Source organism: Streptomyces sp. H27-D2 (genome assembly GCF_035828615.1).
Classification (GTDB): Bacteria; Actinomycetota; Actinomycetes; order Streptomycetales; family Streptomycetaceae; genus Streptomyces.
In genome coordinates, this window is record NZ_JAYMZR010000004.1 from 30,269 (window position 1) to 50,249 (window position 19,981).

The 19,981-nt window shown below is 71.9% G+C and carries 16 protein-coding genes and 2 pseudogenes; 5 read left to right on the forward strand and 13 right to left on the reverse strand.

The features are described 5' to 3' along the window. Positions 1 to 5: 5 nt before the first annotated feature. From QMK28_RS02620 to QMK28_RS02640, 5 genes and pseudogenes are all read right to left on the reverse strand, one after another. Entirely contained in the window at positions 6 to 1,250 is a 1,245-nt protein-coding gene (locus QMK28_RS02620) for a serine hydrolase domain-containing protein (protein ID WP_326435411.1), read from the reverse strand. Between the two features lie 52 nt (positions 1,251 to 1,302). After that, a complete protein-coding gene (locus tag QMK28_RS02625) occupies positions 1,303 to 2,169 on the reverse strand; it encodes an energy-coupling factor ABC transporter ATP-binding protein (protein ID WP_326435313.1) in 867 nt (288 codons plus the stop codon). Further along, positions 2,169 to 2,930, reverse strand: coding sequence for a cobalt ECF transporter T component CbiQ (cbiQ, locus tag QMK28_RS02630; protein ID WP_326435314.1), 762 nt, complete (start codon positions 2,928 to 2,930; stop codon positions 2,169 to 2,171). Before cbiQ ends, QMK28_RS02625 begins: the two co-directional genes overlap by 1 nt. Positions 2,931 to 2,932: 2 nt before the next feature. Continuing rightward, positions 2,933 to 3,316, reverse strand: a pseudogene (locus QMK28_RS02635) (PDGLE domain-containing protein); the annotation flags it as partial. Positions 3,317 to 3,408: 92 nt separating this feature from the next. Next, complete coding sequence (locus QMK28_RS02640) at positions 3,409 to 4,305, reverse strand: energy-coupling factor ABC transporter permease (RefSeq protein ID WP_326435315.1); 897 nt, start codon at positions 4,303 to 4,305, stop codon at positions 3,409 to 3,411. A gap of 20 nt (positions 4,306 to 4,325) precedes the next feature. Between QMK28_RS02640 and QMK28_RS02645 the strand changes: the two genes are divergently transcribed. The 3 genes from QMK28_RS02645 (at position 4,326) to QMK28_RS02655 (ending at position 5,882) form a co-directional block, all read left to right on the forward strand. Then, positions 4,326 to 4,571: a hypothetical protein gene (locus tag QMK28_RS02645; protein ID WP_326435316.1), complete on the forward strand. Its 246-nt coding sequence runs from the start codon at positions 4,326 to 4,328 to the stop codon at positions 4,569 to 4,571. Further along, positions 4,559 to 5,446, forward strand: coding sequence for a hypothetical protein (locus QMK28_RS02650; protein ID WP_326435317.1), 888 nt, complete (start codon positions 4,559 to 4,561; stop codon positions 5,444 to 5,446). The genes QMK28_RS02645 and QMK28_RS02650 overlap by 13 nt, the downstream gene beginning before the upstream one ends. A 166-nt stretch (positions 5,447 to 5,612) precedes the next feature. Then, positions 5,613 to 5,882, forward strand: a complete 270-nt coding sequence (locus tag QMK28_RS02655; RefSeq protein ID WP_326435412.1) for a DUF2630 family protein — start codon at positions 5,613 to 5,615, stop codon at positions 5,880 to 5,882. A gap of 270 nt (positions 5,883 to 6,152) precedes the next feature. Here QMK28_RS02655 and QMK28_RS02660 read toward each other — a convergent pair whose 3' ends face one another. The 3 genes from QMK28_RS02660 to QMK28_RS02670 form a co-directional block, all read right to left on the reverse strand. Beyond that, a complete protein-coding gene (locus QMK28_RS02660; protein WP_326435413.1) occupies positions 6,153 to 8,414 on the reverse strand; it encodes an MMPL family transporter in 2,262 nt (753 codons plus the stop codon). A 163-nt stretch (positions 8,415 to 8,577) separates the two neighbouring features. After that, positions 8,578 to 9,192 (reverse strand): TetR/AcrR family transcriptional regulator, encoded by a 615-nt coding sequence (locus QMK28_RS02665; RefSeq protein WP_326435318.1) that lies wholly within the window; start codon positions 9,190 to 9,192, stop codon positions 8,578 to 8,580. A gap of 300 nt (positions 9,193 to 9,492) precedes the next feature. After that, the gene (locus QMK28_RS02670; protein ID WP_326435319.1) at positions 9,493 to 10,008 is read right to left on the reverse strand and encodes an SsgA family sporulation/cell division regulator; all 516 of its coding nucleotides are present in this window, start codon (positions 10,006 to 10,008) and stop codon (positions 9,493 to 9,495) included. A gap of 440 nt (positions 10,009 to 10,448) precedes the next feature. On the opposite strand from QMK28_RS02670, the gene QMK28_RS02675 reads away from it, so the two are divergent. Beyond that, positions 10,449 to 13,865 (forward strand): S41 family peptidase, encoded by a 3,417-nt coding sequence (locus QMK28_RS02675; protein ID WP_326435320.1) that lies wholly within the window; start codon positions 10,449 to 10,451, stop codon positions 13,863 to 13,865. Positions 13,866 to 14,023: 158 nt separating this feature from the next. Here the strand turns inward: QMK28_RS02675 and QMK28_RS02680 are convergent, their stop codons facing one another. The 4 genes from QMK28_RS02680 to QMK28_RS02695 form a co-directional block, all read right to left on the reverse strand. Beyond that, positions 14,024 to 14,230 (reverse strand): hypothetical protein, encoded by a 207-nt coding sequence (locus QMK28_RS02680; RefSeq protein WP_326435321.1) that lies wholly within the window; start codon positions 14,228 to 14,230, stop codon positions 14,024 to 14,026. 131 nt (positions 14,231 to 14,361) lie between these two features. Further along, positions 14,362 to 15,258, reverse strand: a complete 897-nt coding sequence (locus QMK28_RS02685) for an SDR family oxidoreductase (protein WP_326435322.1) — start codon at positions 15,256 to 15,258, stop codon at positions 14,362 to 14,364. Next, positions 15,255 to 16,280 carry an alpha/beta fold hydrolase gene (locus tag QMK28_RS02690; RefSeq protein ID WP_326435323.1) on the reverse strand — a complete coding sequence of 342 codons (1,026 nt, stop codon included), beginning with the start codon at positions 16,278 to 16,280 and terminating at the stop codon, positions 15,255 to 15,257. Before QMK28_RS02690 ends, QMK28_RS02685 begins: the two co-directional genes overlap by 4 nt. After that, positions 16,277 to 17,797: a flavin-containing monooxygenase gene (locus QMK28_RS02695; protein WP_326435324.1), complete on the reverse strand. Its 1,521-nt coding sequence runs from the start codon at positions 17,795 to 17,797 to the stop codon at positions 16,277 to 16,279. Before QMK28_RS02695 ends, QMK28_RS02690 begins: the two co-directional genes overlap by 4 nt. A gap of 223 nt (positions 17,798 to 18,020) precedes the next feature. On the opposite strand from QMK28_RS02695, the pseudogene QMK28_RS02700 reads away from it, so the two are divergent. Beyond that, positions 18,021 to 18,743, forward strand: a pseudogene (locus QMK28_RS02700) (MerR family transcriptional regulator); the annotation flags it as partial. Positions 18,744 to 19,096: 353 nt separating this feature from the next. On the opposite strand, the gene QMK28_RS02705 reads toward QMK28_RS02700, so the two are convergent. Beyond that, complete coding sequence (locus tag QMK28_RS02705) at positions 19,097 to 19,900, reverse strand: exodeoxyribonuclease III (RefSeq protein ID WP_326435325.1); 804 nt, start codon at positions 19,898 to 19,900, stop codon at positions 19,097 to 19,099. Positions 19,901 to 19,981: the final 81 nt, after the last annotated feature.

Sequence of the window (19,981 nt, forward strand, 5' to 3'; positions counted from 1 at the left end):
CTCGTTCACCGGGGAAGACACTCGCGCAGCGCGCGTACCAGGGCCTGGGCGCGCGGGTCGGCGGTGACGTTCTTCTGCAGGCCGTTGGTGACGTAGCCGAAGCCGATGGCCGCCTCGGGGTCGGCGAAGGCGAGGGAGCCGCCGCGGCCGGGGTGGCCGAAGGAGCCGCGGGAGAGCAGCGGGCAGGCCGGGCTGTGCAGCATGTGGCCCAGTCCGAAGCGGGTGTCGACGACCAGTATCCGGTCCGGTCCGCTGGACTCCTCGGTACGGGCGAGGGTGAGGGTCGCGGGCGCGAACAGCCGGTTGCCGCCGTCCACTTCGCCGATCATGGCGGCGTAGCAGCGGGCCAGCGCGCGGGCGGTGGCGATGCCGGACGAGGCGGGGAGTTCGGCGGCGCGGTAGGCCGGGTCGTTCTCGTCGGGGAGCGGGTCGATGGCGGCGAAGGCGCGGCGGGTGAGGGAGTCCGGGTCGCGGTAGGCGTCGGAGACCGAGCGTTTGGCGCGTACTCGCAGGCCCTGCGCGGCGGGCTGTGCCGGGGCCTCGGTCTCGGCGACGCGGCCGACCCGGTGCGCCTCGGCCGGCGGCAGCCCGATCCACAGGTCGAGGCCGAGCGGCCGGGCCATCTCCTCGGCGACCCAGCGGCCGATGGTCCGTCCGGTGACCCGGCGCACCAGCTCGCCGAGCAGCCAGCTGTAGGTCTGGGCGTGGTAGCCGTGAGCGGTGCCGGGCTCCCAGGCGGGCGCCTGGGCGGCGATGGCGCGCGGGCCGCTGACTCCGTCGATGGCCTCGGCCGGGCTGAGCGGGGTGTCGAGTACGGGCAGTCCGGCTCGGTGCGCGAGCAGTTGCCGGACGAGCACCCGCTCCTTGCCGTTGGCCTTGAACTCGGGCCAGTAAGTACTGACGGGCGCGTCCGGGTCGAGCTGGCCGCGCTGTTGCAGGATCAACGGGACGGCGGCGGCTATCCCCTTGGTGGCGGACCGCACGATCTGGGCGGTGTCTTCGCGCCATGGCTCGGAGTCCGTACGGGGTGTGCCGGCGGGCGCAGCCGGAGACGGAGCTGCTGGATCGGCGTCCGCCCCGTCCGCGCCCGCCCCGTCCGCGTTCGCTACGCCCGCCCACAGGTCGACGACCTTGTAGCCGTCCCGGTAGACCGAGACGGCCGCGCCGCGCTCGCCGCGCTGCTCGAAATTGCTGACAAAGGCGCCCCGGACCGGCTCGAAGCCCTCCGTCACCGTGCCCTGGACGTCCACCACTGGTTCGTACTCCCGCCGTGCCGTTCGCGATCCGTGCCACCCCATGGTGCTACGCCGTGGGCGCGGCCACCGACCTGGGGTCGAAGCCGAACGGCAGCTCAAGGCGGTGGGAGCGCATCAGGTCCTCGTCGCAGAGCAGGTCCTGGGTGCGGCCGTCGGCCGCGATGACGCCGCCGCTGAGCACGACGGCGCGCGGGCAGAGCTCCAGGGCGTACGGCAGGTCGTGCGTGACCATCAGGACGGTGACGTCCAGGGAGCGCAGGATGTCGGCCAGTTCGCGGCGGGAGGCCGGGTCGAGGTTGGAGGACGGCTCGTCCAGGACCAGGATCTCGGGCTCCATGGCGAGCACCGTCGCGACCGCGACGCGCCGCCGCTGGCCGTAGGACAGGTGGTGCGGCGGGCGGTCGGCGAACTCTGCCATGCCGACCTGGCCGAGCGCCGCCAGCACGCGCGCCTCCAGCTCGGGGCCGCGCATTCCGGACGCGGCCGGGCCGAACGCGACGTCCTCGCGGACGGTCGGCATGAAGAGCTGGTCGTCGGGGTCCTGGAAGACGATGCCGACGCGGCGGCGGACCTCGGCGAGGTTCTTCCTGTCGACGGGCATGCCCGCGACCCTGACCGTGCCCGCGCCGCCGGTGAGGATGCCGTTGAGGTGCAGTACGAGGGTCGTCTTGCCCGCGCCGTTGGGGCCGAGCAGGGCCACCCGCTCGCCGCGTGCGACGTCCAGGTCGACGCCGAAGAGCGCCTGGTGGCCGTCGGGGTACGCGTAGGCCAGCCCGGCGACTTCGAGCGAGGGGGGCACGGGGGGCGTGAGCGCGGCCCCGCCGGGCGCGTTGCCCGCGGCGCGCGCGGGGGGCGCGGTGCTCGCGGGGGGCGCGTCGCACTCGGCGCGCGCGGGGGTGAGAGGAGGAGTCATCAGAGCGTCCATCCGATCAGGCAGACCGCCAGCGCGGCAAGCGGCAGTGCGGCGGCGTACGCCCACTGGGCGCGGGTCGCGGTGACGTCGTCGATGACCGGCATGGTGCCGGTGTAGCCCCGGCTGAGCATCGCGAGGTGCACGCGCTCACCGCGTTCGTAGGAGCGGATGAACAGCGCCCCGGCCGATTTGCCGAGCACGCCCCACTGCCGCACCCCGCGCGCCTCGAAGCCGCGCGAGTCCCGCGCGATCTTCATCCGGCGCATCTCGTCGGTGATCACATCGCCGTAGCGGATCATGAACGAGGCGATCTGGACGAGCAGCGGGGGCATCCGCAGCCGTTGCAGGCCGAGCAGCAGGGAGCGCAGCTCGGTGGTGGAGGCCAGCAGGACGGACGCGGCGACGCCGAGGGTGCCCTTGGCGAGGACGTTCCAGGCGCCCCAGAGGCCGGAGACGCTCAGTTGCAGGCCGAGCACCTCGACCCGCTCGCCCTGGGCGACGAACGGCATCAGCACGGCGAAGGCCACGAAGGGCACCTCGATGAGCAGCCGCTTGAGGAGGAAACCGGCCGGGACGCGGGCCGCCACAGCGACGGCGGCCAGCAGCAGCGCGTACAGCCCGAAGGCCCAGACGACCTCGCGCGGGGTGGAGACCACGACCAGCACGAAGCAGAGGACCGCCGCGAGCTTGCAGTGCGGCGGGAGGTCGTGCACAGCCGAGCGGCCGGGCCGGTAGAGCTTGTGCGCGTGGCCCGCGCCCATCGCTAGCCCTCGCTCTGCGGGGTACGGCGGCGGATGACCCAGAAGACGCCGGTGCCGACGGCGAGCGTCGCTCCGACGCCGATCACGCCGGCCAGGCCGCCGGACAGCCGGGGGTTCGCGACGTCCTTGGTCTGGTAGTCGGCGAGCGGGGAGTCCTTGGCCGCGTGGTCCTCGGCCTTCTTGTCGATGCCGTGGTCGGTGGCGACCTTCTCCAGGCCGTCGGGGCTGGCCGAGGCGTAGTAGCTGACGACTCCGGCGATCAGGAGGGCGGCGAGCAGCCCGACGATCCACAGCCGCTTGACGCTGCGCGGGGCGTGCGAGCCGTGCGCGCCGGGGGCGCTCTCCGGGCTGCCCGCGCCGGGGGCTTCGGCGGTAACGGGTGCGCCGGGGGCGCTTTCCGCGCTCCGCGCGCCGGGAGCGGCGTCCGCGCCGGGGGCTGCCGGGGTCGGGGTCTTTGAGGTCTCGGGCGTGGCGGACATCAGGCTGTCGCCCCCTTGTCGTTCTGCTCGTTGTCGCGGCTGCTGCTCAGGGCACCGGCCCGGTCACCGGGCGAGCCGGTGGGCGAGGCAGTAGGCGAGGCGACGGTCGAGAGGCCGGTCGCGGCACCGGTCGGCGCGCTCGGCGCGCCGACCCCAACCCCGGTCTTCGGGCGGATCGGTGTGGCGACCCCGCCGTCCGTCACCAGCCGCAGCGGCTCCTTCAGATCGCGCGCCCCGTAGACCAGGTCGGGCCGTACGGCGACGACCGCGCCGATGGTGAGGGCGGTGATCGCCGCCTCGCCGATGCCGATCAGCACATGCACGCCGACCATCGCGGTGAAGACCTTGCCGATCGCCACGTCCGTCGTACCGCCGATCGCGTAGATCGCGGTGAAGGCGACGGCGGCGGCCGGTACGGACACCAGCGCGGCCACGAAGGAGGCGGCCGTGATCGAGCGGCGTCCGCGCGGCAGCACCTTCACCAGCCCGCGGAACAGGCCGTAGGCGACGAGCACCGTGACCACGCCCATGTCGGTGATGTTCACCCCGAGCGCGGTGAGCCCGCCGTCCGCGAAGAGCACGCCCTGCATCAGCAGGACGACGGATATGCACAGCACACCCGTGTACGGGCCGACGAGAATCGCGGCCAGCGCACCGCCCAGCAGGTGTCCGCTGGTGCCGGCCGCGACCGGGAAGTTCAGCATCTGGACGGCGAAGATGAAGGCGGCGACGAGCCCGGCGAGCGGCGCGGTGCGCTCTCCCCCGTAGCTGCCGGCCACGGCCGCGCCCCCCAGTTCACGGCGGGCGCCGCGCAGGCTGACCGCGACCGCTACAGCGGCGACGACACCGGTCGCCACCGATACGGGTGGATCGATGAATCCGTCGGGTACATGCATGGCCGAGCTCCGCTTCCCTGGTGGTGAACCGCTCGATGATAGGGCTTTCTTGCGAAGAGGTCGCAAAAGCGTCATCAGCGCGATACCCGCGACGACGTTCACCCACACACCGCGATATCCGGGTCTTCCCGATCATCGGCACGGCGGTGATGGCGCTCGGCCTGTATCTGATGTCCACGATGGGCCCGGACACCGGCCCCTGGCTGGAATCGCTGTACATGTTCGTGCTCGGACTCGGCATCGGCGCCTCGCCATGCAGGTGCTGACGATCGCCGTGCAGAACACTGTCGCCTACCACGAGTTGGGCGCCGCCACCTCGGGCGTCACCTTCTTCCGCACCCTCGGCAGCGCCTTCGGCACCGCCATCTTCGGCACCCTCTACAGCAACCAGCTCAAGCCGAACCTCGCCGGCGCGCTGGCCGACTCCCCCGGCGTGTCCGCCACCGCCGTGGAGAGCCAGCAGGGCTTGCGGCAACTGCCCGCCGCGCAGGCGGCCCGCATCATCGAGGCCTACGCCGACACCATCAACTACGTCTTCCAGTGGGTCGTGCCGGTCGCCCTGGCCGGGTTCGTCATCGCCTGGTTCCTCAAGGAGGTGCCGCTGCGGGACAGCGCCCGCGCCGGCGCCGGCGACATGGGCGATGGCTTCGCCGCCCCCAGCTCGGCCGACGACGACCGGCAGTTGGAACGGGCGGTGGCGGCCGTGATGCGTACGGCGCGCAAGACCGCGCCGGAACCGGTCAGCCGACGGATCCTCGCCGAGTCCGGCAGCGCGCTCACCCCCGGCGATGCCTGGGCGCTGGGCCAGATCCACTGGCGGGGCAGGCTCCAGGACGGCGCCACGCTGAACAGCATCGCCCATGCCCACCGGAGGCCGCCGGACGTCCTCGAACCCGCCTTCGCCCGCACCACCGCGGCCGGCTACGCGCGGCTGGACGGCGACCGGATCAGCCTCACCCCCGCCGGGCAGGCGGAGATCGACCGGCTCGCCGCCGCTTGGCGCAACTGGCTCGGCGAACACCTCGACGACTGGGACGTCACGGACGCGGAGGACCGCGAAGGGCTCGACCGGGCACTCGACCTGATGGCCACCCGGCTGCCGGACGAGGAGTCCGAGCAGTACGAGCGGACGGCGGTATGACGGCGGCTGCCGGCGATCCGCCTCCCGCGATCCGGCAACGGACCCGCCCGGCCCGCCCCCGCCACACGAATCGCGGGAGGCGGAGCGCCTTCCTAGAGTGGAGCGAAAGGCCGAGGAGGCAGCTGTGGACGGACAGTCGAAGAACGAGGCGGGCCGGTCGGAAGGCGTGGGCAGCGCGAACCGTACGAACCGCGCGGACCAGCGCATCCTGTCCCGGATCGGCGAGATGGTCGCCGAGGAGAAGATCTTGCGCGAGCTGCTCGCCGCCGAGGGCATCGACGGCGCGACCGAACGGGTGCAGCTGGCCGTGCTGGAGCGCGAACTGGACCAGTGCTGGGACCTGCTGCGGCAGCGGCGGGCGAAGACGGAGTTCGGCGAGGACCCGGGTGAGGCCGAGGTCCGCCCCTCCTCCCAGGTGGAGGACTACCGGTCCTGAGGCTCGCGGTCCTGCGGCTCGCACGCCTGCGGCTCGCACGCCTGCGGATGTGAAACGCGGGTCCGGCGGGCAGGAAGCCGGGGGACCCGAGCCTGCCCGAAGCGCGGCTGCCGAAAGCGCAGCCGCGCAGCCCGCGCGGCAGAAAAAGGCCCGGCGGCGGTCTCCAGTGGAGGTCCGCCGCCGGGCTCTTGGGAGCGTCGGTCCCGTCCCCACAGGCCGACGCGTTCCGGGGCCGCGCTCCGCTCAAGCGCTGCCCCGGAAGTATCAGAATCAGACGCGGACCAGCTCGCTCGCGGGCTCCGAAGCGTCCGCGCCGGGCTCCAGTTGCTTGCGCAGCTGCTCACCCTCCACGTCGACGTTCGGCAGCGCCTTGTCCAGCCAGCGCGGCAGCCACCAGGCGGCCTTGCCGAGCAGCGCGAGCACTGCGGGGACGATCGCCATCCGTACGACGAAGGCGTCGAAGAACACGGCGATGGCGAGCCCGAAGCCCATCATCTTGATCATGGACTCGGACGAGCCGATGAAGCCCGCGAAGACGCTGATCATGATGACGGCCGCCGCGGAGACGACCCGGGCCCCGTGCTTGAAGCCGGTGACGACCGCTTGTCCGGGCCGCTCGCCGTGGACGTACGCCTCACGCATCCGGGTGACCAGGAAGACCTCGTAGTCCATCGCCAGGCCGAAGACGACACCGATCATGAAGATCGGCATCATGCTCATGATCGGACCGGTCTGCTCGACGCCGAGCAGACCCGAGAGCCAGCCCCACTGGAAGACCGCGACGACCGCGCCCAGGGCCGCGACGACCGAGAGCAGGAAGCCGAGCGCCGCCTTGAGCGGGACCAGGACCGAGCGGAAGACCACCATCAGCAGCAGGAACGCGAGGCCGACGACGAGCGCCAGATACGGCAGCAGCGCGTCGTTGAGCTTCTGCGAGACGTCGATGTTCATGGCCGTGGTGCCGGAGACGAGAACCTTGGCGCCGGTGTCGGAGGCGATGGTGTCCGCCTTGCCGCGGATCTCGCCGACCAGGTCCTCGGTTTCGAGGCCGCTGGGCTTCGAGGACGGCACGACGGTGATCGTCGCCGTGTTACCGGCCTTGTTGAAGGCGGCTGGGGTGACCGTGGTGACGTCGTCGAGGCCGGAGACCACCTTGGAGACGCGCTCGGCGGCCTTCTTCGGGTTGTCGCTGCCCTTCGCGTCGACGACCAGCATGAGCGGCCCGTTGAAGCCGGGGCCGAAGCCCTCGGACGTCAGGTCGTAGGCCTTGCGCTGCGTGGTGCTGACCGGCTGGGAACCGTCGTCGGGCAGACCCAGCTCCAGCGAGGACACGGGTATCGCGATCACACCGAGCCCGACCACGGCGGTCACCAGCACCGCCACCGGCCGGCGCAGCACGAACCGCGCCCAGCGGGTGCCCATGTTCGGCTTGCTCTCCGGCTTCGGGGCGCCGCTGTGCTCCGCGTCGCCCTCCGCCGAGCCGCTCGCACCGGAGTGCGTGGCGGCGAGCGCCTCCCGGGCCTTGCGGCCGAAGACTCGCTTCCCCGCGAAGCCCAGCAGAGCCGGGATCAGGGTCAGCGCGATCAGTACGGCGATGGCGACCGTGCCCGCCGCGGCGAGGCCCATCTTGGTCAGCATCGGGATATTGACCACGGCCAGCCCGGCCAGCGCGATGACGACGGTCAGTCCGGCGAAGACCACCGCGGAACCCGCGGTGCCGACGGCCCGTCCGGCCGCGTCCTCACGCTCACGCCCCTCAGTCAGCTCCGCCCGGTACCGGGAGACGATGAAGAGGGCATAGTCGATGCCGACCGCGAGGCCGATCATCATCGCCAGCGTGGAGGTCGTGCTCGACAGGTCCAGCACACTGGCGAGCGCGGCGATCGAGGATATGCCTATGCCCACGCCGATGAGGGCGGTCAGCAGCGGCAGCCCGGCCGCGATCAGCGAACCGAAGGTGATGACGAGCACGACCGCGGATATCGCTATGCCGATGATCTCGGTGGCCCCGGTCTCCGGCATGACCTGGAGCGCGTCACCGCCGATCTCGACGGTCAGCCCGTCGTCGCGCCCGTCCTTCCCCGAGTCGGTCAGCTCCTCGCGCGTCTTGTCGGTCAGCTCCATGGAACTGACCTTGTAGGAGACCTGGGTGTACGCGATCGCGCCGTCCTTGCTGACGGACTTGCCGCGGTACGGGTCGACCACGGAAGCGACCTGCGAACCGGACTTGAGCTCGCCGACGACCTTCTCGACGGCCGCCTTGTTGTCCGGGTCGGTCATCTTCTCGCCGTCCGGGGCCTTGAAGACCACGCGGGCGGAAGCGCCGTCCGCGCTGGCACCGGGGAAGCGCTGTTCCAGCAGGTCGAAGGCTTTCTGCGCCTCCGTGCCGGGGATGGAGAAGGAGTTCGAGGTGGAGGTCGAAGCCGTAGCGGCGCCGACGCCGGCTATCGCCAGCAGGGCCACCCAGAAGAGGGCGACGAACCGGCGCCGCCGGAAGGCGAACCGGCCCAGTTTGTAGAGGAACGTAGCCACGAGAAGGTGGGCTCCCGTCAGGTCGCGGAAAAGGGCGTAACGCATCAGCCCGACGACGAGAGCGGCGCGTCAGGTGGGTCCATCGGTTTGTGCGAGGAGCGTCGGACGGTCGGGGAACCGCCACGGGGCCGCGGGACTCCGAACCGCCGGAGTCCGCTGCGGGCTAGATGCCGAGGGCGGGGAACACCACGGCGTCGAAATAACGGGTCAGATATTCGGCGTCCACATGTCGGTCCTCGACCAGCGGCCGGGCCACGTACACGCCGACCAACATGCTCGGCACGAAAGCCGTCGCGGGCGCGTTCGCGTCGAGTTCGCCCCGGTCCACAGCGCGTTGCAGCATCGCGTTGAGGCCGGTGATCTCGGGATCGATCATCAGCTCACGCAGCGCTTGGTGCAGATCCGGGTTGTCGTGGACCGCGCGGCCCAGGCCCCGCATGAGGGCCGAGTCGCGCTCGACGTCGTCGTCCTTGGTGCACCGCACCATCTCCAGCAGGTCTCCCCGCAGGCTGCCGGTGTCTATGTCCGACAGAGAGATCGGCTTGGTATGGCGCAGCGCGCTGACGACCAGCTCCGGCTTGCCCTTCCACTGGCGGTAGAGGGTGGCCTTGCTGGAGCGCGTACGGGACGCGAGGGCGTCCATGGTCAGGCCGTCGTATCCGACCTCGCGGAGCATTTCGAGCACCGCGGCGTAGAGCTCGCCTTCCCGTTCGGGAGTCAGCCGGCTACGACGCGCCGGCGTGTGCGGCGCTTCCCTGGTGGGGGTGTCCGGTGGCATCCGCTGGCTCCCATCTGAACGAAACGGTTTCGTACACTGGAGACATTACGACACTCCTCATCGAAACGCAACCGTTTCGATGAAGGTGATGATGGGTGGGTTCGGGCAGAGTTGGGAGCAGGCCCGGCGGGCACCCCTGGCGCGGTTCGGGGCGGTTTCGTCCGGGCCAGGCCGGTTCGTCCAGGCCAGGCCGGTTCGTCCAGGCCAGGCCGGTTCGTCCAGGCCAGGCCGGTTCGTCCAGGCCAGGCCGGTTCGTCCAGGCCAGGCCGGTTCGTCCAGGCCAGGCCGGTTCTGCGGATTTCAGGCGGGTCGTACGTCGCCCGGCCCGAGCCAGCGCTCCAGCTCAAGCCCCACGCCCGCCTCGGAGAACTCCTCCCCGAACGGCACCAGCAGCCCGGTGCGCATCAGGAAGGGCTCCAGCGCCGCCACCTTCACCACCAGCGCGAACTCGTCGGCCGGGGAACGGAGAACGACGCACACCGCCCGGCCGTAGGCCCCCGTGTCAGCCCCGTCGAACCCTCCAGCCCCCTCGCCCCCGTCGTCGTCCACAGGCGCTCCGGACTGTCCGGGCTCCACAGGGCAGACCCGCACATCGCCCTCCCCCACCGGCCGCTCCAGCCCCTCCCGCAGCAGATCCCGTGAGACGTTCCAGCGCACCCGGGCGTCGCCCGGCAGCCAGAAGGCCAGCCCCACGACGCAGGGATCGGCCGTGTCGTAGCGCAACTCCATCGGTGTGCGGCAGTCGAAGCCGACACCGGCTCGCAGTTCCACCTCGGTCCAGGCGCAGAGCGTCCGGCTCGCACGTTCTTCGCTCATCTCACAGCTCTTTTCGGAAGTAACTCCGGAGGGCCTTGCACACCTTTGTGAGACGACCTCCCACACTGCCGCTCCGGAGGGTCCCGCACAAGGAGAAACACAGCTCCCCGGTGCACAGCGCACTCCGGAGCCGGCCCAAAAGACCGCGGCTCACACCATCTCTTCGGCAGCAGCGCGTGGAGCACGACCCCCCTGGAGCGCAACAGGCGTCACATTGACCCGCGCCGGTACAAGCGCCGCACCGCGGAAATCCCGGAAGGACCAGAAGGACCAGAAGGACTCAGCAAGACCGGCCGGTCCGGTCGACCCAGCCGGCGCAAGCGACACCCGCGACGCCAGCAGGACACGAAGCACGCCCCGGACAGCCGACGTCACCCCCGGACCCCGGCAATTCACTGATCCGAGTTGCCGCGCGGCGCCCACCCCGAAAGCATTGGAGGGTGAGCGACGGCGCGTATCTCCGGTTCCCGCACCTCCATGACGACCTGCTGTGCTTCGCGGCCGAAGACGATCTGTGGGTGGCCCCACTGGTCGCCGCCTGCGTCGATCCGGGCCGGGCCTGGCGGGTCACCGTCGACCGCACCCGGGTCAGCCACCCGCGCTTCTCGCCGGACGGCGGCCGGATCGCCTTCACCACCTGGCGCAGCCTCGACCCGGAGATCCACCTCGCCCCGGTCGACGGCGGCGCCGCCCGCCGTCTCACCTACTGGGGCAGCACGGACACCCGCGTCTGCGGCTGGCAGCCGCAGAAGGAGGACGGGTCCGAGGGCGACATCCTCGCGGTCTCCTCGCACGGCCAGCCGTTCTCGTACTACTCGTGGGCCTACAGCCTGCCCACCGACGGCAGCCCCGGCGGCCGGCTCCCCTGGGGCCCGGTCGCCGACATCGCCGTCGCCGAGCAGGACGGCGAGCGCCGCACCCTGCTGCTGGCCGGAAAACCCCCGCACGAGCCCGCCGCCTGGAAGCGCTACCGGGGCGGCGCGATGGGCCGCCTGTGGCTGCACGGCGAACGCCTGGCGCCCGACGTGTACGGCCACCTGGACAGCCCGATGTTCGTCGGCGGCCGGATCGCCTTCCTCTCCGACCACGAAGGCATCGGCAACCTCTACTCCTGCCTGCCCGACAGCTCCGACCTGCGGCGGCACACCGATCACCCGGACTTCTACGCCCGGCACGCCTCGACGGACGGCTCGCGGATCGTCTACCAGTGCGCGGGCGACCTGTGGCTGGTCGACGATCTGAGCGCCACCGGCGTGCCCCGCAAGCTGGGCGTGCGCCTGGGCGGACCGCGCGCCGGGCGGCGCCGCTACCAGGTGCCCGCCTCCGCGCACATCGACTCGCTCTCGGTCGACGCGACCGGCCGGGCGAGCGCGGTGTGCGTACGCGGCAGCCTCTACTGGCTGACGCACCGCGACGGCCCCGCCCGGACCATCGCCGACGCGCCGGGGGTACGGGTGCGGCTGCCGGAGATGCTGGGCTCGACGGGGCGCGTCGCCTATGTGACGGACGCGGCCGGCGAGGACGCCATCGAGGTGTCCCAGCTGCCCCGGGCCAGCGGAGCGCGCGAGCCGCACAGGCTGGCCACCGGGCGGCTCGGCCGGGTACGGGAGCTGATCGCCTCGCCGGACGGGCAGCGGCTCGCGGTGGCGGCGCACGACGGGCGGCTGCTGCTGGTCGACGCGAGCGAGGACGACGACGCGGAGGGGCTCCGCGACGGGGTCGGGAACGGGAACGGCGGCGAGCGCGGGGACGACACCGGTGGCCCGGCCCCAGCCCCGGATGCGCGAACGGATACGGGCACGGCCCCGGACACCGGCACCGGCACGGACCGCGAAGTCATCGAACTGATCCGGTCGATCAACGGCCCGGTCCGCGACCTCGCCTTCTCCCCCGATTCCGGCTGGCTGACCTGGTCCCACCCGGGCGTCGGCCGCTCGCTCCGGCAGATCAAGATCGCGAAGCTCTCGGACCGCACCATCCTCGACGTCACGAACGGCCGCTTCGAGGACGAGCAGCCCGTGTTCACCCGCGACGGCCGCTATCTGGCTTTCCTCTCCTGGCGCGGCTTCGATCCGGTCTACGACGTGCACACCGGCGACCTGTCCTTCCCGCTGGGCTGCCGCCCGTACCTCGTACCGCTCTCCTCCGCGACCCCGTCGCCGTTCGCGCTCTCGCCGGACGGCCGCCCCGCGGCGGGCGGCCTGGACCCGGACGACCACCGCCCGGACAGCGACGGCAAGGTGCTGGTCGAGGTGGAGGGGCTGGAGAGCCGGGTCACCCCGTTCCCGGTGTCCGCGTCGAAGTACTCGGCGCTGCACCCGGTGAGCGGCGGCGGCCTCGTCTGGCTGCGCTGGCCGATCTCCGGCGCGCTCGGCGAGACCTTCGCCAACCCCGCCGACACCTCCGGGCAGCCCACCCTCGAACACTTCGACCTGGCCAAGGCCAAGCGCACCGAACTCACCAGCAGCCTCGACTGGTTCGCCCCGAGCGGCGACGGCACCCGGCTGGTGCTCAACGACGAGGGCGAACTGCGCGCCGTGCCCGCCTTCGAGACGGCCGACAACGACACGACCGTCTACCTGGACCCGCGGCGCATCCTGCACGACGTGGACCCCGAGTCCGAGTGGCGGCAGGCGTACGCCGAGGCCGGGCGGATCATCCGGGCGTACTTCTGGGAGCCGCGGATGTGCGGCGTCGACTGGGAGGGCGTGCTGGCCCAGTACCGGCCGCTGGTCGAACGGATCGCCACCCCGGACGAGTTCGCGGACCTGCTGCGCGAGGTGCTGGGCGAACTGGGCACCTCGCACGCCTACGTCACGGCCGCCCGCCGCAACGAGGGCCCGCCGCACTACCAGCGGGCGATGGGCCTGCTCGGCGCCAACTTCGTACGGGCCAAGGACGGCCGGTGGCGGGTGACGCGCATCCTGCCCGGCGACTCCTCCGACTCCAAGGCGCGCTCCCCGCTCGCGGGCGCGGGCATCCGGGACGGCGCGGCCCTCACCCATGTCGACGGCCGCCCGGTGGACTCCCTGACCGGCCCGTATCCGCTGCTCGCGGCGGCGGGCGGCACGACGGTGGAACTGACCTTCACGCCCGCCGAGGGCGCACGCCCCGCGCGCCGGGTCGCGATCGTCCCTCTGGTCAACGAGCGGCCGCTGCGCTACCAGGACTGGGTGGCCAAGCGCCGGGAGGTCGTACGGGAGTTGAGCGGCGGCCGGTGCGGCTATCTGCACATCCCCGACATGGGCGGCTCCGGCTGGGCGCAGTTCAACCGCGACCTGCGGCTGGAGGTGTCGCGGCCCGCGCTGATCGTGGACGTACGCGGCAACGCGGGCGGCAACATCAGCGAGCTGGTCGTCGAGAAGCTGACCCGCACCATCCTGGGCTGGGACCTCACGCGCAACGCGCAGCCGGTCTCGTACGCCTCGAACGCCCCGCGCGGGCCGGTGGTCGCGGTCGCCGACGAGATGACCTCCTCCGACGGCGACATGATCACCGCGGCCTTCCGGCTGCTCGGACTGGGCCCGGTGGTCGGGCTGCGCACCTGGGGCGGGGTGGTCGGGATGACCGGCCGGCACCGACTGGGCGACGGCACGGTCATCACGGTGCCGATGAACGCCGCGTGGTTCGACCAGTACGGCTGGGGCGTCGAGAACCACGGCGTGGAGCCGGACATCGAGGCGCCGCGCTCGCCGCTCGACTGGGCCGAGGGCAAGCACCCGCAGCTCGGGGTCGCGGTCCGCACCGCCCTGGACCTGCTCGAACGTCACCCTGCCGCGACCCCGCCGGACTACGCGAACGCCCCGGACCGCAGCCGCCCGAAGCTGCCGCCGCGTGGCGGGGTTGAGGGCGGCTGACCCCAGGGGCCGGCGCGGGGGGCGCAGTACCCGGCTCGCGGGTTGCGCCCCCGCTCCGGTACCGGAGCGTGCGGAAGGGGCGCACCCGCAGCGGGTGCGCCCCTTCGTCACGCTGTACGCCTCACACGCCGGGTGCGACGCACACCGGCCGGCCGAAGTCAGCTGTCGAAGCGCTCCTGGCCCTTGTCCTTGGCCTGCCCAGCGGCGTCCTGGCCCTGCTCCTGAGCCTGCTGTCCGCGCTCACGGCCGTGCTCCTCGGACTGCTGCCCACGCTCCGAAGCCTCGTCCTTCGCGCCGCCCATCGCTTCCTTGGCGCGGTTCTGGAGCTCCTGTGCCTTCGCCGCGAACTGGTCCTTGATGCCCATGCTTTTCACTCCTGGAGGGTGCGGTGGGGTGCGGCCTCGACCAGATTGACACGGCATGGCATAGTTCGCATTTCGGGCGTGCGCGAGGCTGCCCGTAGGCCAAAACTGCAGCTCAGGAGGGTCACGCAGCGTCACACATGACGCTCCGTACGCGCTTTCTCGTCGGCCGCGCCGCCCTCGCCCACCAACCCGGAGCGCGTGCCGCGCGTCGCCGCGAACCGGGGCTCGAAGCGGCGCATCTCGCGCTGCCCGACCGCCCCTATCAGCGCCGGCAGATAGCCGCGCACCGACTGCATCCCACGCAGCCACCACTGCGCGTACACGTGCGAGGAGCGGCGCTCGATACCCGCGACGATCCGGTCCACCGCGGGGCCGAGCGGGTACGTCCGGTTCGACGGCCACGGCAGCCGCTGGCGCAACTCCCGCATCACGTCGTCCTGGTCGGCGCCGCGCACCATGTCGGTGTCCGTCCAGCTCAGATAGCCGACCCCGACCCGCACGCCCTTGTAGCCGACCTCGGCCCGCAGGCTGTGCGCGAACGCCTCGACGCCCGACTTGGACGCGCAGTAGGCCGTCATCATCGGCGCGGGCGTCAGCGCTGCGAGCGAGGCGATCTGCAGGAAGTACCCCCTGCTCTCCATCAGTACGGGCAGGAACGCGCGGCCGGTGACAGCACCGCCGATGAGGTTCACCTCGATCACCCGCCGCCAGGAGTCGGGGTCCGAGTCGAGGAACGGGCCGCCCTGCGCCACGCCGGCGTTGGCGACGACGATGTCCACCTGGCCGAAGCGGTCCTTCACCTCCAGCGCGACCCGCGCCATCGCCTCGTGGTCGGTGACGTCCACGTGCCAGCACGCGGAGTCGGTGTGCAGCCGGTCCGAGACCTGCTTGAGCCCGTCGGGCTCCAGGCCGAGCAGCGCCAGCTTCGCGCCGCGCGCGGCGAGCTTGCGGGCCAGCAGCTCGCCGACTCCACGGGCCGCTCCGGTCACCACGACGACCTGGCCTTCCAGACTCCTGCGTGCACTCACGACGACTCTCCTTCGGGAACGGCCACGGGAACGACTCCGGGGCCTGATGCGGGGGCGGGTGCAGGGGCGGCGGCCTTGTCGGCCGCGGGTATTCGCCCGGCCTCGACTCCGGCCGCCACCAGGTGGTCGCGGACCAGTTCGCGGATCACTCCGGTCACCGCCTCCGGGGCCTCGATGGGCGTCATATGGCCGAGCCCGGTCAGCTCGGTGAGCCCGACGCAGTTGGACAGCCGGGCGGCCAGCCGCCGGGCGTGCACCACCGGCGTGAGCCGGTCCGCGGTGCCCGCTATCACCGCGGTCGGGACGGTCAGCCCGTCGAGCGCGGAGTCCAGGTCGAGCGTGGCCAGGACGCGGCCCCACTTGCCCCGTACGCCCACCGGGCAGGCGTGCACGATCCTGGCGCACGCCGCCACCTTCTCGGGCGACGTGCCGGGGCCCATGGTGGCGTACTTCAGGACGCGCTTGGTCAGCGGCGTGACCGGCCCGAGAGGGGCGCGCGAGGACAGGAGTGCGCGGTGCGCGCGCCGGCGTCCGCGCTCGGAGCGCAGCGGTATCACCCGCGACTCGGCGGCGAGGTTCGAACTGCCCGTACTGCACAGCAGAACGGCCGCCACCCGCTCGCCCACCCCCGGCCGTCCGGCGGCGGCCATGGCCGTCATGCCGCCCATGGAGTGGCCCGCGAGCACGGCCCGCTCCCCCGGTTCGAGGGTTTGGCCGAGGACGGCTTCGAGGTCGTCGGCGAGCGCGTCCGTGCTGTAGCCGCCGGGCCCCGGCGCCGGGCTGCGGCCGTGGCCGCGCTGGTCGTAGACGATCACCCGGTGGTCGGCGGCCAACACCCGTACGACCGGTGCCCAGAAGGCGATCGAGCAGGTCCAGCCATGTGCGAGGACCACTGCGGGCGCGTTCCGCGGACCGTGGTCCTCGACGTGCAGCCGGGAGCCGTCGGCGGAGGTCACGGTCAGCTCGCGGCGCGGCACGGGCGGCGCGTACGGCCCGGCGACGGCGTGCGTCAGCCGGCTCACGCCCCGGCCTCCGCGACCGCGGTCACCGGCACGGGTGTACGGCCCTTCGCGGCCCGCAGCACCTCGTACTCCCCGAGGTCCAGCCGCCGGGTCACCTTGCGGAACTCCGCCGTCGTACCGGGCCAGGCGGTCGTGTTGCGGCCGTTGGAGTCGAGGTACCAGCTGTCGCAGCCGCCGGTGGTCCAGACTGTCCGCTTCATGCGCTCCTGCACCTGCTGGTTCCACGCGTGCACGGCCGACGGGCGGGCGTCCAGCGCGGTCTTGCCGCCCAGCATGTCGAGCTGCCTCATGAAGTCGACCATGTAGTTCAGCTGCGATTCGATCATCAGGATCATCGAGCTGTTCCCGAGCCCGGTGTTGGGCCCGATGATGGTCATGAAGTTGGGGAAACCGGCCGCGCTGGCCCCGCGCAGCGCCTCCATTCCGTCCTTCCACTCCTCCGCGAGAGTGGCGCCGTTGGCACCGGTGATCCGGTGTGCGATCGGCATGTCCGTCACATGGAAGCCGGTGCCGAAGACGATCGCGTCGACCTCGGTCTCGGTGCCGTCGGCGGCGACCAGCGTCGATCCGCGCACCTCCTTGAGACCGGAGGCGACGAGGTCGACATTCGGCTGGGCCAGCGCCGGGTAGTAGCTGCTGGAGAGCAGGATGCGCTTGCAGCCGATGCGGTAGTCGGGCGTGAGCTTGGCGCGCAGCACCGGGTCCTTGATCGCCCGCTTGATCTGCCTCTTGCCGATCGACTCGATCAGCCCCAGCTCGTTCGGCCGCTTCGTGAAGGCGCTGACCTGCATTTCCCGCATCGACCACAGCAGCCCGCGACGGGCGACCCGGGTCGCCGGGACCTTGGCGTGCAGCCATTGCTCGACGCCGGTGATCCGGCGGTCCATCCGCGGCAGCACCCAGGCCGGGGTGCGCTGGAAGAGGGTCAGCTTCTCGACCGTCGGCTGGATGGACGGCACGATCTGGATGGCGGAAGCGCCGGTGCCGATCATCGCGACACGCTTGCCGCGCAGGTCGTAGTCGTGGTCCCAGCGGGCCGAGTGGAAGACCTTGCCGGGGAAGCCTGCGAGGCCGGGGACGTCCGGGATCTTGGGGTCGGACAGCGGGCCGGTCGCGGAGACCACGGTGTCCGCGGTCAGCGTCCCCTGTGCGGTGTCGATCTCCCAGTGCAGCTCGTCGGTGTCCCAGCGCATCGACCGCACTTCGGCGTTGAAGCGGATGTGCGGCCGCAGCCCGAAGGTGTCGGTGACCCGCTCCAGGTAGGCGCGGATGTGCGGCTGCCCGGAGAAGTTGCGCGGCCAGTCGGGGTTGGGTGCGAAGGAGAAGGAGTAGAGGTGGGAGGGCACATCGCAGGCGCACCCCGGATAACTGTTGTCACGCCAGGTTCCACCCACCGCGTCCGCGCGCTCCAGCACCACGAAATCGGTGATGCCCGCGCGACGCAGCCGGACAGCCGCTCCCAGGCCGCCGAATCCGGATCCGATCACCGCCACCCGTACATGCTCGTGCTCGCTCATGCCGCCGCCTCCCACAACTCTACGACTCTGCCAGCAATCACTGGCACGGTTGGAGACTAAGGCAGGGATCTACTGAGCGGTAGGGGTCGCGGCCAAGGAAGTTACCGCCGGTCGCACCCACGCCCTGTCCGTCCGGGCGGCGCGCCGCAGGACATAGGCTGCCGAGGTGGCGAACGACAACGGCAAGGCGCCCGACGAGGCGAACGGCATCCGCGAGTTCCGCATGCCGGAACTCGCCGAGGCCGCCGGCATCACCGTCCGTACGCTGCGCTTCTATCGGGAGCGCAAGCTCATCGCGCCACCGCGCCGCGACGGCCGGATCGCCTGGTACAACGAGCACCACCTCGCCCGGCTCAGGACCATCGGCGGGCTGCTCGACCGCGGCCACACCCTCGGCGGCATCGCGGAACTGCTCACCGCCTTCGAGAACGGCCGGGACGTCGGCGAACTGCTCGGCCTGCACAGCGCCATCGCGGCCCCCTGGTCGGAGGAGACCCCGGTCCGCTTCACCCCCGAGCAACTCGCCGACTACTTCGAGGGCGAAGTCACCCCCGACAACCTCGCCGCCTCGCTGGACCTCGGCTATCTCGCCGTGGACGGCGACGAGATCGTGCACACCAGCCGCCGCCTGCTGGAGGTCTCCGCCGCCCTGGTCAAGGAAGGCGTGCCGCTGGCCGCCGTCCTGGAGACCGCGCGCGAGGTCCGGGTGCACGCGGACGCGCTCGCCGAGCTGTTCACCAAGCTGATCCGCACCCACGTGCTCTCCGACGTCCTCGACGGCGCGGCCACCGGCCGACCGGTCCCGCCGGCCGAGACGGCCCGCATCACCGCGTCCCTGGAGCGGCTCAGGCCGCTGTCGAAGAACGTCGTGGACGCGGAGCTGGCCATGGCGATGGACCGCCGGGTACGGACCGACCTGGACGCGTGGCTCGGGGTGGACGGGACGGAGCCGCCGGGCGGCCGGGGCGGCGCGGGTACGCCGGGGGGCGCGGGCGGGAGGCGCACGCCGGACGGTTCAAGCCGTACGGGCGGTACGGGCACACCGGCCTGCACGAGCACACCGGCCGGCGGGGACTCCGGGAGCCCGGCCGATCCGTCGGCTGCCCGACCGGCAGCCCCGCCGATTCCCTGATCGCACCGCGAGAGCGCAGCGATCACGCTGCTGTCCGGCGACGCTACGGCAGCGCGATTCAGGGTTGGAGCCGCTCGGAGTGCGCAGCGCGTGCACGCGCTACACGGCGCGAAGCACGCCGCCGCGCGCCCGCGCCCGCTCCCCCGCTCCCGGAGCTGAGCGCGTGCCTAGAGGTAACGGTCGAAGACCACCGTCACCGGCGCATGATCCGACCAGCGCAGATCATGGCTCGCGGCCCGCTCGACGTAGGCCTTCACCGCCCGCTCGGCGAGCCCCGCCGTCGCGACCTGGTAGTCGATGCGCCAGCCCGAGTCGTTGTCGAAGGCACGCCCCCGGTACGACCACCAGGAGTACGGCCCCTCGACGCCGGGGTGCAGTTCGCGCACCACGTCCACGTACCGCGTCTCCTCGAAGACCCGGGTCAGCCATTCCCGCTCCTCCGGCAGAAAGCCGGCGTTCTTGCGGTTGGCCTTCCAGTTCTTCAGGTCGACCTCCTGATGCGCGATATTCCAGTCACCGCAGACCAGCACCTCGCGCCCGCCCGCCGCGGCCCGCTCGCGGAGTCCCGCCAGATACGGCAGGAACTCCGCCATGAAGCGTTCCTTCTGCTCCTGACGCTCGCTGCCGACGTCGCCTGAGGGCAGATAGAGGCTCGCGACCGTCACACCCGGCAGGTCGATCTCCAGATAGCGGCCACTGTCGTCGAATTCGGCGCTGCCGAAACCGATCTGCACGCGCTCCGGCGCACGCCGGGAGTAGACCGCTACCCCCGCACGCCCCTTGGCTGCGGCCGGCGCGTACACCGTGTGCCAGCCCTCCGGCTCACGCACCTCCGCCGGCAGCTGATCCGCCTCGGCCCGCACCTCCTGGAGGCAGACGACATCGGCGGTCGTCTCCGCCAGCCAGGGCACGAAGCCCTTCTTGGCCGCAGCGCGCAGCCCGTTCACATTCACGGTCGTCACCGTTAGCAAGACTTGCTCCTGAAGCGTGGCAAAAGCTGAGCGTGCAGCCTACGCCGCCGAGAGGCTCTCCGCGGTGCGGAGGGGTCCGCC